This window comes from Stappia sp. P2PMeth1 (genome assembly GCF_900185735.1).
GTDB lineage: Bacteria > Pseudomonadota > Alphaproteobacteria > Rhizobiales > Stappiaceae > Stappia.
Map to the genome: position 1 here is coordinate 217,543 of NZ_FYAW01000015.1, position 11,556 is coordinate 229,098.

Genomic DNA, 11,556 nt, shown 5'->3' on the forward strand with positions numbered 1-11,556 from the left:
TCCGCGTCCGCGCGCCGCCCGTTGCGGGCGGACTGCGGGCCGGTCCCCGGGTGCCGCTGGTGCTCAGCCGGCCTGGGACTTGTCCTCGGACTTGCTGGTGACCACGGTCTCGTCGGCCTTGTGATCGATCGTCTTGCGGCTGGCGGTCTCCGCCTCGTCGTCCTCGTTGAGCCCCTTCTTGAAGCTCTTGATGCCCTTGGCGACGTCGCCCATGAGCTCGGAGATCTTGCCGCGGCCGAACAGCAGAACAACGATCACCGCGATGATCAGGATCTGCCAAATGCTGATACCCATACGCCCAACTCCCTGGTCTTCCGGTGCACGCGCCCCGGCGCGGCACTATTGCAACAAAGCGGTCGCCACCGCAACCGAACCCTCGGCCCTATTCCGCGCGCTCGCGCGGGAAGGCGATCACGTCGCGCGCATCGAGGCGCACCCCGACATCCATGCCGACGGCGAAGCGTCCGCCGTCGCGGATCCTGGCGTGGAGCGGCAGGTCGAGCCCTTCCACCGCCACTTCCACCAGGTCCACCTCGCCGATGAAGCGCCGGCGCGTGATGCGCCCGCGCAGGCCCTCGCCCGGCTCGCCCAGCAGAATGCCTTGCGGACGCACGCAGACATCGGCCGCCATGCCCTTGGCAAGGCCGGGCGCGGCGAAGCGGCCGAAGGCGGTCTCCACCTCGTTGTCGCCGGCGACTGCCTCCAGCTCGTTCAGCTCGGAGAAGAAGCGCGCGGCGAACATGTCGACCGGCCGGTTGTAGATGTCGTCGGCGCTGCCGACCTGCACCAGGCGGCCCTTGCGCATCAGGGCGATCCGGTCGCCCATGCGCATCGCCTCCTCCGGATCGTGGGTGACCATCACGCAGGTCGCCCGCGTCTCGCGCAGCACCGCCAGCGTCTCGTCGCGCACCGTGTCGCGCAGGCGCCGGTCGAGGCCGGAGAACGGCTCGTCCATCAGCAGCACGCCGGGCCGCGGGGCAATCGCCCGCGCCAGCGCCACGCGCTGCTGCTCGCCGCCCGACAGCGCATGCGGATAATCGTTGGCATGCGCGGCAAGGCCGACCCTGGTCAGCGCCGTCAGCGCGGTTTGCCGCGCCTCCGCCCGTGCCAGATGGGTCAGGCCGAAGGCGACGTTCTCGGCGATCGTCAGATGCGGAAACAGCGCATAGTCCTGGAACATCAGGCCGACGCCGCGCCGCTCCGGCGGCAGGAACGCCTGCGGCCCCGCCACTTCCCGCTCGTTGATCAGCACCCGCCCTGCCGACTGCCGCTCCACTCCGGCGGCGATCCGCAGCAAGGTGGTCTTGCCGCAGCCGGAATGGCCGAGCAGGCACAGCACCTCGCCCGGCTCCACCGTCAGCGACACCGAGCGCACCGCGGCCAGATGGCCATAGGCGTGGCTCACCGCCTCGAAGGCGAGCCGCGCGGCGATCGTCGCGCCGGCGGTGCCACGGGTGCCCCAGCGCGGTGCCGGGGTCTCGGCGGGAAGGGCTTTAGCCGTTGCGGTCATCTGTCGGGTCATCCTCCTGTCGGATCAGGTCGAACAGTTCGTTCTCGTCGATCGGGTCTTCCTCCTCGCGCAGGTCGGAGGAATCGTCGGGCACCGGCACGAGGAAACTGGCCGGCACGGCGCTGTCGAGCAGGCCGGATCCCTTCAGCTCCTCCAGCCCCGGCAGATCGCCGACCGATGTCAGCATGAAATGCTCCAGGAAGGCCTCCGTGGTGCCATAGGTCACGGGCCGTCCCGGCGTCCGGCGCCGCCCGCGCATGCGGATCCAGCCGGTTTCCAGCAGCACGTCGAGCGTGCCCTTGGAGGTCGAAACGCCCCGGATCTCCTCGATCTCCGCCCGCGTCACCGGCTGGTGATAGGCGATGATGGCGAGCGTCTCCAGCGCCGCGCGGGAGAGCTTGCGCTCTTCCACCTGCTCGCGCGACAGCAGATAGGCGAGATCCTCCGCCGTGCGAAAGCCGAACTTGCCGCCGATTTCCACAACATTCACGCCGCGCGTGGCATAGGCGCGGCGCAGCACCTCTATCAGCGCGGGAACATTGGCACCTAGCGGCAACCTTGCCGCGATCTCCTCGACGCTGAGCAGGTCGCGCGAGGCGAAGAGCAGGGCCTCCACCATGCGCAGTCCGCTGTCGGGCGAGGGATCCGGCATCGCCTGCAGGTCGCCGAGCGGCAGCGCGCCGCCCTCCCCCGCCAGCAATGCGCTCTCGCCCTGTGCTGCCTGCTCCCGGCCGCTCGTCACGTCACGCCTCGTTCTCTCCGCCCTCGCCGGCCGCCGCCCCGCCGTCTCCCGGTTCCCGGTAGCCTGGCTCGCGGTCGCCCGGATCGGGCCGGCGCCGCAGGTAGAGCGGGGCGAAGGGCTCTGCCTGGCGCAATTCCAGCTCGCCCTCGCGCACGAGTTCGAGACTTGCCGAAAAGGTGCTGGCCAGCACCGTGCTCGCCTGGCTGCCGTCACCCATGTATCTTGACAGATAGGCGTCCAGCGGCACCCAGTCCATATGCAATCCGACAATCCGTGTCAGCAGGTCGCGGGCCTCCTGCAGCGACCAGACGGTGCGGCGGAGCACCTGAACGGAGGTGACCGAGGTGCGCTGGCGCTGCGCCGCATAGGCGGTCAGCAGGTCGTAGAGCGTCGCCGACCAGGCGCCGCGCCGGGAAATCGACACCGCCTCGGGCAGGCCGCGGGCGAAGATGTCCCGCCCCAGCCGGTTGCGGTTCATCAGCTTTGCCGCCGCCTGGCGCATCGCCTCCAGCCGGCGCAGGCGGAAGGCGAGCGCGGCCGCCATCTCCTCGCCCGAAAGCTGGTCCTCGTGCTTCTGCTCGGGGATCAGCAGGCGCGACTTGAGATAGGCGAGCCAGGCCGCCATCACCAGATAGTCGGCCGCCAGTTCCAGCCGCAGCCGCCGCGCCTCGGCGACGAAGTCCAGATATTGCTCGACCAAGGCCAGGATCGAGATGCGGGCGAGATCGACCTTCTGCTTGCGGGCGAGCGTCAGCAGCAGGTCGAGCGGCCCTTCGAAGCCGTCGACATCCACCACCAGCGCCGGATCGCTCAACGCGCGGTCTGCCGCGACGCTTGCCGGATCCGGATCCTCGAAAAAGGTGTCCTGCACCCCTGCCCCCAATCGGTTTCCAACCTTTTAGGACACAGCGCGCGCCTCCGCCAGCAAGGCGTCGAATTCGGCGCGCGCTGCCCGCCGGTCGAGCGGCGCCGGCTGCGGCCTTGCCCGCAGCGCCGCCTGCGCCCGCCGCAGGGGCTCGCCGGTCAATTCCGGGCTGGCATCGGCCACCGCCGTCATCTCGGCCATCTCGCCATTGCAGTGGAGCGCCATGTCGCAGCCGGCGGCGAACAGCCGCCGCACCCGCTCGCCCACCTCGCCGCCGAGCGCCTTCATCGACAGATCGTCGCTCATCAGGAGCCCGTCGAAGCCGATGGTCCCGCGAATGATCCGCTCGATCACCGGCGCCGACTGGGTCGCCGGGCGCTCGGGATCGACGGCGGTGAAGATCACATGCGCGGTCATGCCGAGCGGCAGGTCGGCCAGCGCCCGGAACGGCGCGAAGTCCGCGGCCTCCAGTTCAGCCAGCCCCGCCTCCACCACCGGCAATTCGTAATGGCTGTCGACGCTCGCCCGGCCGTGACCGGGCATGTGCTTGATCACCGGCAGCACGCCGGCGGCGAGCAGCCCGTCGGCAAAGGCGCGGCCGAGCGCCGCGACGTCGTCCGGGTGGGCGGCATAGGCGCGGTCGCCGATCGCCTGGCTGGTTTCCGCAACCGGCACGTCGAGGATCGGCGCGCAGTCGACGGTGATGCCCATGCCGATCAGGTCGTCGCCGATCAGCCGGCCGCCCAGGAACGCGGCCCTGAGGCCCGCCTCGCGGTCGCGGGCGAGCAGTTGCCCATAGACCGCGCCGGCCGGATAGTCACCGACCAGCGGCGGGCGCAGCCGGCGCACACGCCCGCCTTCCTGGTCGATCAGCACCGGCGCGTCGGCCCGCCCGACGCACTTGCGGAAATCCGCGCACAGCGCGGCGATCTGCTCGGCCGAGTGACAGTTGCGGCCGAACAGGATCAGGCCCCAGGGCTGCTCGCGGGCCAGGAACGCCCGCTCCTCCTCGCTTAAGCCCTGGCCGGCGCATCCGGTGATGAAGGCCTTGGTCATCGGCTGGAAATCCCGTTGTCGTCCGGCCGCCTCAAGGCGCCGGTCATGGGGTGGAAGGCTTGGGCTCGCGAAAACGGGCGGGCCGTTCCCCGGTCCGCCCGCTTGCATGTCTGGCCTCGCTACGGGGCGCGTTCCGTCAGTTGCGGCGCACGAAACAGTCGCCGCCGGCCGATTTCAGCCGCTCGCACAGCGAGATGGCGTCGTCGCGCGACGAGGTCGGGATGCGCACCCGGTAGAAGGTGCCGCGGTCGCCGAGATCGGCCTGCTCGATCACCGGCGAGACGCCGCCGAGCACGGAGCCGTAGCGCCGCTGCAGGTCGTTGAAGGCGGTCTGCGCCTGTTCCCGGGTCCGCTGCGACGAGACCTGGACGATATAGGTGCCGGCCGGGATCGTGCCGCCGCTCGCCGCCGGCGCGGAGGCCTGTGTCGCGGGGGCCTGCGTCGCGGGGGCCTGCGTTGCCGCCGGCTGCGGCTGGGCGGGCGCCGGCGTGGTCGGCACGCGCGGGGCCTGCGCCGTCAGGTCCAGCGGCGCCTGCGGGCTGCGGGCGGGCTCGGCCTGGCGTGCGGGCGCCGCATTGGCGGCCAGCGTGTCGATATCGCCCGGCTTGGTGCGCGGCACGTTGGGGCCGGCCGGATCGGTGCCGGCTGCAGCCGGCGTGCCCAGCGGCTGTGCCTCGGCGGGTCCGGTGGCCGTCTCCGTCGCCGGCTGCCCGGCCGGATCGGAAGGCGGCGCCAACTGGCTGGCATCCGCCGCATCCAGATCCCCGACGCCGCCGCCGGTGATCGGCGTCGTCGCCACCTGGCGCACGCCGTCGGCATCGGCGGTCGCGGCGGGGGCCTGCTGGGCCGGCGCGCCGGCCGGCTCGTCGGTGGAAATGATCGTCCCGTCAGGGCGCACCACCACGGTGCGGACCCGGCGCGGCCCGGCCGGCGTGCCGGCGGCGCGTTCGCTCTCGTTCGCCTCGGGAAGCGGCGCCGGCGGCAGGGTGGCGACCGGAGCCTCCTCCTCCTGCAGGACCAGCCGTTCCTCGCCGTCCGAGCCGACGCGGTCGTAGATCAGCTTGCTCTGGCCGTTGGCGGCCGGCGCCTGATTGTCGGGATAAACCTTCAGGTCCTCGCCCTCGGCGGTGATCACCGGCGGCGGACCGGAACTCTCGCCGCCGCCGATATTGGTCAGCGCGAAGACGCCGCCGCCCAGCACCACGACGCCGAGCACGGCGGCCGCGACATAGAGCCCGCGCTTCGACTTCGGCGCCGGCTCGGCCGCCTCCATCTCGAGCTGCGAATGCGGCGGCAGCACGCCATGGCCGCCAAGATGAGGGTTGCCCTCGCGCATCGCCTGCGCGACCTCGTCGAGATCGTAGCCGCCCGGCGGCGGCGGGGCTTCCGCCTCGGCCGCGAAAATATCGTCGACAGCCTCATCGAAGGCATCGCGGTAGCGAGCCGACGCGCCATAGCCGCCGGCGTCGTCGTAACGGCCGTCCGCCGCCAGATCCTCGTCCTCGGCAATGAACTCCTCGGCGAGCAGGTCGTCCTCACCCAGATCGTAGGCGTCCTGCTGTGCCTCGTCCTCGACCACTTCCCCGTCCCAGCCGGGCTCGGCGGCGCGCGGCGCGCCCAAGGCGCCGAGCAATTCGTCTTCCAGCGAGGCGGTCAGATCGTCGGTGAGGGAGCCAGAGGCGCGGGCGGGCACGGCCGGCTCGGCATAATAGGCTGCATCATAGGCCGCCTCGTCCGCCAGCACGTCCTCGTCGTCATAAGAGTCCTGTGCGTCGTAGCCGCCGGCCTGGCGCGGCGCGTAAGGGTCGGCCGCCTCGACGGCCGCCTCGGCATAGGCCTCTTCCGCGTAGGCCTCCTCGGCATAGGCGTCTTCGGCATAGGCGTCGTCCGCATAGGCAGCATCGCCATGATCGGCCGGCCGGTGCCCATAGGCGAGGCCCTCGTCCTCCAGGGCCCGGTCCGCATAGACCTCGTCCACCAAGGGCTGCGGCTCCAGCGCGTCGAGATCGCGCTGGTCCTGCGGATAGCTGTCGTCGGCATGGTCCGCCGCGCCGCCCCGCGCATGGCTCTCCAGAGCATGGCTTTCGGAAACAGGGGTCTCGAAAGCCTGGGGCTCGGGTGCGTAGGTGCCGAAATCGCTGGACAGCCCGGCCTCGAGCTCGCGCGCCCACGCCTCGTGGTCGACCAGGTCGCGGGAGGCGTCATAGTTGCCCTGCGGCGCGTCCCCTTCGGTGCCGAGGGCGACCGGGCGATAGCGGGCATTGCCCTCGCTGACGATGCGGGCGAGTTCGACGAGCGGATCCTCCTCGAACCCGGCGCCCTGCCCGGACTGGCCTTGATCGGACGTGTAGCGATCGCCGCGCTGGCCCTGGACCGGATAGTTCGAGCGACTGGACATGGTGCTAGGGACTTCTCCGCTGACTGCGGCGCGCCTCGCGCACCGGCGATCCATCCCGCCCTATCGCATCTCCTCCGGAGCCGCCACGCCGAGAATGCCAAGGCCGGAGGCAAGAACGAGGGAGATCGCATGTACGAGACCCAGGCGGGCCAGTGTTGTTTGTCGATCTTCAGCGTTAATAAAACGTAATTGCGGCGAATCCTTGCCTTTATTCCATTGCGAATGCAGGGCGCTCGCCAGTTCGTGCAGGTAGAACGACACCCTGTGCGGCTCGTGTGCTTCCGCTGCGCTTTCCACCAGCCGCGGCCAGGCGGCCAGCTTGGCGGCGATGTCCCGCTCGCCCGAATCGGTCAGCCGCGAGAAGTCCGCCTTTCCAAGGGCTTGCGGCGAAACCGCGTCTGCGCCGAACTCCTCGCCGGCCTGGCGCAGCACCGAGCGGCAGCGGGCGTGCCCATACTGCACGTAGAAGACGGGATTGTCCTTCGACTGTTCGGTCACCTTCTGGAAGTCGAAGTCGAGCGGCGCGTCGTTCTTGCGGTAGAGCATCATGAAGCGCACCGGGTCGCGGCCCACCTCTTCCACCACGTCGCGCAGCGTCACGAACTCGCCGGAGCGCTTCGACATGGTCACCTGCTCGCCGCCGCGATAGAGCTTCACGAGCTGGCACAGCCGCACGATCACCTTCGCCTCGCCCTGCGAGATCGCCCGGCCGACCGCCTCCAGCCGCTTGACATAGCCGCCGTGGTCGGCACCCAGGATGAAGATCATCTCCTTGAAGCCGCGCTGGTATTTCGACAGGAAATACGCCACGTCCGCCGCGAAATACGTGTAGGACCCGTCCGACTTCTTCAGCGGCCGGTCGATGTCGTCGCCATAGGCGGTGGCGCGGAACAGCGTCTGCTCGCGGTCCTCCCAGTCCTCCGGCAATTGCCCCTTCGGCGGCGGCAGCGTGCCCTCGTAGACGAGGTCGCGCGCGCGCAATTCGTCCAGCATCCGGTCGATCTGCGAGCCATTGCCGCCCTCGCGCGCATGCAGCGAGCGCTCGGAGAAGAACTCCTCGTGATGCACGTTGAGCAGCGCCAGATCCTCGCGGATCAGCTCCATCATCGCGGCGATGGTGGCTTCCTTGACCAGCGCCAGCCGCGCGTCCTCCGCCATCGCCAGCAGGGCGTCGCCATACTGTTCGGCGAGCCTGCGCCCGACCGGCACCAGATAGTCGCCCGGATAGAGCCCTTCGGGGATCGCGCCGATGTCCTCGCCGAGCGCCTCGCGGTAGCGCAGGAAGGCGGAATTCGCCAGCGTGTCGACCTGCGAGCCGGCATCGTTGATGTAATATTCGCGGGTGACGTCATAACCGGCGAAATCGAGCAGCGAGGCCAGCGCATCGCCCACCACCGCGCCGCGGCAATGGCCCACATGCATCGGCCCGGTCGGGTTGGCCGAGACGTATTCGACATTGACCTTCAGCCCGCCGCCCATCTGCGAGCGGCCGTAGTCGGTGCCCGCCGCCAGGATCGCCGCCACCACCTTCGCCCACACGCCCTCGGTGAGCCGCAGGTTGATGAAGCCCGGCCCCGCCACCTCGGCGCTGGCGATGTCGTCGTTCTCCGCCAGCCGCGCGGCCAGTTGCTCGGCGAGCGCGCGCGGATTGACCTTCAGCGGCTTGGCCAGCACCATCGCGGCGTTGGTGGCAAGATCCCCGTGGGCGCTGTCGCGCGGCGGCTCGACGACGCAGCGCTGCAGCAGTTCGGCGCTCACCTCGTCTCCCGGATGCAGCTCGCGGATCGCCGCCCGGACCAGGTCGGCATAATGGCTGAAGATGTTCATGTCGGTCTTTCGGTTGAACGTCTGGCAAGTGGCGCGGAACGGACGGCGGCGACCTATCGCAAATCGGGTGTGCGGTCAAACAGCCGCAGATGTTCCTCGATGGCGAAACGGTCGGTCATGCCGGCGATGAAGTCGCAGACCCTGCGCGCCCGCCGCGCCTCGTCGGCCGCATCGAGGCCGCGGCGCCACTCCTCCGGCATCCGCTGAGGGTCCGCCATATAGCCGGCGAAGAGCTCGCGCACCACCGCCGCCACCTCCCGGCGCACGGCCAGCACGGATTCGTGCCGGTAGAGATTCGCGAAGAGGAACGCCTTCACCTCGCTCTCCCGCGCCGCCATCGCGTCCGAGAAGGTCACCACCGGTGCGCCCGCCGCGCGGATGTCCTCGACGCTGTGCGGGGCGAGCCGCTCCAGCCGCCGCACCGCCTCGCCGATCACATCCTCCACCATCCGGGTGATCGAGCGGCGGACGATCTCGTGGATGCGCCGCGCCTCCTCCAGTCCCGGATAGCGCGCGTCGACCTCGGCCAGGATGTCGGCGAAGAACGGCACCTCGCCGAGTTGGTCCAGCGACAGCAGCCCGGCGCGCAATCCGTCGTCGAGATCATGCGCGTCATAGGCGATGTCGTCGGCGATCGCCGCGGCCTGCGCCTCCGCGCTCGGCCAGGTGTCGAGCCGCAGATCCTGCTTCAGCGCGTGCTGAGCGATCGCGAAGGGCAGCCCGGTCTTGGCGAACTTGCCGAGCGGCGTGCCGTCGGCGCCCGTCAGCGGGCCGTTGTGCTTGACGAGGCCTTCCAGCGTCTCCCACGACAGGTTCAGCCCGTCGAACTCCGCGTAGCGCCGCTCCAGCAGCGTCACGATCCGCAGGGACTGGGCATTGTGGTCGAAGCCGCCATAGGGCGCCATGCAGGCGTCCATCACGTCCTCGCCCTCATGGCCGAAGGGCGTGTGGCCGAGGTCATGCGCCAGCGCCAGGCATTCGGCGAGATCCTCGTCGAGCCTGAGCGCGCGCGCCAGCGAGCGGGCGATCTGCGACACCTCGATCGTATGCGTCAGCCGGGTGCGGAAGTGGTCGCCCTCGTGATAGACGAAGACCTGCGTCTTGTGCTTCAGCCGCCGGAACGCGGTCGAATGGATGATCCGGTCGCGGTCGCGCTGGAACGGCGTGCGCGTCGGGCTTTCCGGCTCGGGCACGAGCCGGCCGACGCTGTGCTCCGGGTCCGTGGCGTAGGGCGCGCGCGGCTGGGCTCCATAGCCAAGCGGTGCGGTCATGGGGGCTCCCTGGTCGTTGCGCTCGCGCGTGCCGCCCGCGGTCTGGCCGGTGTCCGGCGCGGGCTCGCGCTGCCGCGCCATCCATGCGAGACTGTTGACGCATGCTCGCGCTGTTCATACCTATTCGGTAACCCCTTGCACAGGGCGGCATGCGAGCGAGCGGCGGAAATTTCGCCTCAGGCCCGCCAGCCGCCGCCCGGCGGCACCGCGGCGACGGCGCAGCAAGCGATCCGTCGCGGCGGCAGAAAGAGAGTGACGACCATGGCCGATCACATTGCTTCAGCGCATCAGGACGCGACGACACAGGCCCCTACAGCCCAGGGCGTGGAGCTGAGCGACGCCGCCGTGCGCCGCATCGCCCGCATCCTCGCTTCCGAGCCGGCGGGCACCAGCCTGCGCATCTCGGTCGAGGGCGGCGGCTGCTCCGGCTTCCAGTACAGGTATGACCTGGTCACCGGGCAGGAAGAGGGCGACATCGTCCTTGCCCGCGACGGGGCCAGCGTCCTCATCGATCCCGTCTCGCTGCAATACATGGAAGGCGCGGTCATCGATTTCGTCGACGACCTGATGGGCCAGTCCTTCCAGATCCGCAATCCGCTCGCCACCGCCGGCTGCGGCTGCGGCACCAGCTTCGCCATCTGACGGCGATCCTTTTCGCCGCGCATTACGGGACAACGCCGTTGAAAATCGCCACCTGGAACATCAACGGCGTCAAGGCGCGCCTCGACGCGGCGCTTGCCTGGCTGCGCGAGGCGGCGCCCGATGTCGCCTGCCTGCAGGAGATCAAGTCGGTCGACGAGGGCTTCCCGCGCGAGGCCTTCGAGGCGCTCGGCTATCATGTCGAGACCCACGGCCAGAAGGGCTTCAACGGCGTCGCCATTCTCTCGCGAACGCCGGTGAGCGAGGTCCTGCGCGGCCTTCCCGGCGACGACGGCGACGAGCAGGCCCGCTACATCGAGGCGCGGATCGGGACGGAGGGCAGCACCGCCCGCCCCTTGCGCGTCGGCTGTCTCTACCTGCCGAACGGCAATCCGCTCGGCACGGAAAAGTTTCCCTACAAGCTCGCCTGGATGCAGCGGCTGATCGCCCATGCCCGCGCGCGCCTCGCCGACGAGGAGCGTTTCCTGCTGCTCGGCGACTACAACGTCATCCCGCAGCCGATCGACGCGCGCAATCCGCAGAACTGGGTGGACGATGCGCTGTTCCAGCCGGAAAGCCGCTCGGCCTTCCGCGCGCTTGTCGCGCTCGGCTTCACCGAGGCGGTGCGCGCGGTCAACACCGACGCGGATGTCTACACTTTCTGGGATTATCAGGCCGGCGCCTGGCAGAAGAACAACGGCATCCGCATCGACCATGTGCTGATGTCGCCGGAGGCGACCGACAGTTTCGAGGGCGCCGGCATCGATGCCCATGTCCGCGCCTGGGAAAAGCCCTCCGACCACGTCCCCGTCTGGGTCCGCCTCGCCGCCTGAGGGCGCGCCGCCTTTCCTCCCCGTTCCGCCCCTCCTTTCGTCATCCCGGGCAAGGCGAAGCCGCGACCCGGGACCGGAGAGCCGAGGGCCTCACGAAGGCACTCCCGAACGCCCCCACGACCGCGGTGGCTCTCCGGTCCCGGATCTTCGGCCTTCAGCCTCGTCCGGGAAGACGCGGGGAAAGGTCTGTGCAACCAACCTCCGCTGAGGGTGCCAATGGTTCCCGGCTCTCCGGCTTCGCCTGCGGCCGGGATGACGTCCTGAGAGGAAGGCATGACCTCACATCCCCTCGGCCGTCATCAACTCTGTTGTTGGATCTGATCTCTGAGCCTTGCATTGAGGATGACGACGATCTTTCTCATGAGAGCGGCGATGGCGACGATTGGCTTCTTTCCGTTCTGGACAAGCCGTTGAT

At 69.8% G+C, this 11,556-nt stretch carries 10 protein-coding genes and 1 pseudogene; 2 read left to right on the forward strand and 9 right to left on the reverse strand.

The window, feature by feature from the left end:
• Positions 1-63: 63 nt before the first annotated feature.
• The 8 genes from P2PM1_RS08390 to P2PM1_RS08425 all read right to left on the reverse strand — a co-directional run bounded on the left by P2PM1_RS08390 (position 64) and on the right by P2PM1_RS08425 (position 9,669).
• Positions 64-294 (reverse strand): twin-arginine translocase TatA/TatE family subunit, encoded by a 231-nt coding sequence (locus P2PM1_RS08390; protein ID WP_186387930.1) that lies wholly within the window; start codon positions 292-294, stop codon positions 64-66.
• Positions 295-382: 88 nt separating this feature from the next.
• Positions 383-1,510: an ABC transporter ATP-binding protein gene (locus P2PM1_RS08395; protein WP_186398785.1), complete on the reverse strand. Its 1,128-nt coding sequence runs from the start codon at positions 1,508-1,510 to the stop codon at positions 383-385.
• On the reverse strand, positions 1,494-2,162 hold the full coding sequence (gene scpB, locus P2PM1_RS08400) for an SMC-Scp complex subunit ScpB (RefSeq protein WP_186388033.1): 669 nt from the start codon (positions 2,160-2,162) through the stop codon (positions 1,494-1,496). The genes P2PM1_RS08395 and scpB overlap by 17 nt, the downstream gene beginning before the upstream one ends.
• A 91-nt stretch (positions 2,163-2,253) precedes the next feature.
• Complete coding sequence (locus tag P2PM1_RS08405) at positions 2,254-3,123, reverse strand: ScpA family protein (RefSeq protein WP_186387928.1); 870 nt, start codon at positions 3,121-3,123, stop codon at positions 2,254-2,256.
• A gap of 27 nt (positions 3,124-3,150) precedes the next feature.
• The gene (gene nagZ / locus P2PM1_RS08410; RefSeq protein ID WP_186398786.1) at positions 3,151-4,173 is read right to left on the reverse strand and encodes a beta-N-acetylhexosaminidase; all 1,023 of its coding nucleotides are present in this window, start codon (positions 4,171-4,173) and stop codon (positions 3,151-3,153) included.
• Between the two features lie 136 nt (positions 4,174-4,309).
• Positions 4,310-6,571 carry an SPOR domain-containing protein gene (locus P2PM1_RS08415; RefSeq protein ID WP_186398787.1) on the reverse strand — a complete coding sequence of 754 codons (2,262 nt, stop codon included), beginning with the start codon at positions 6,569-6,571 and terminating at the stop codon, positions 4,310-4,312.
• Positions 6,572-6,631: 60 nt separating this feature from the next.
• Positions 6,632-8,398, reverse strand: a complete 1,767-nt coding sequence (argS, locus tag P2PM1_RS08420) for an arginine--tRNA ligase (RefSeq protein WP_186389442.1) — start codon at positions 8,396-8,398, stop codon at positions 6,632-6,634.
• A 53-nt stretch (positions 8,399-8,451) separates the two neighbouring features.
• Positions 8,452-9,669, reverse strand: coding sequence for a deoxyguanosinetriphosphate triphosphohydrolase (locus tag P2PM1_RS08425; protein WP_186398788.1), 1,218 nt, complete (start codon positions 9,667-9,669; stop codon positions 8,452-8,454).
• A gap of 261 nt (positions 9,670-9,930) precedes the next feature.
• Between P2PM1_RS08425 and P2PM1_RS08430 the strand changes: the two genes are divergently transcribed.
• Both P2PM1_RS08430 and xth read left to right on the forward strand, forming a co-directional pair.
• A complete protein-coding gene (locus P2PM1_RS08430) occupies positions 9,931-10,311 on the forward strand; it encodes an iron-sulfur cluster assembly accessory protein (RefSeq protein ID WP_186398789.1) in 381 nt (126 codons plus the stop codon).
• A gap of 38 nt (positions 10,312-10,349) precedes the next feature.
• Positions 10,350-11,141, forward strand: coding sequence for an exodeoxyribonuclease III (gene xth, locus P2PM1_RS08435; RefSeq protein WP_186398790.1), 792 nt, complete (start codon positions 10,350-10,352; stop codon positions 11,139-11,141).
• Between the two features lie 299 nt (positions 11,142-11,440).
• Here xth and P2PM1_RS25405 read toward each other — a convergent pair.
• Positions 11,441-11,556 (reverse strand): annotated as a pseudogene (locus P2PM1_RS25405) (IS110 family transposase); the annotation flags it as partial.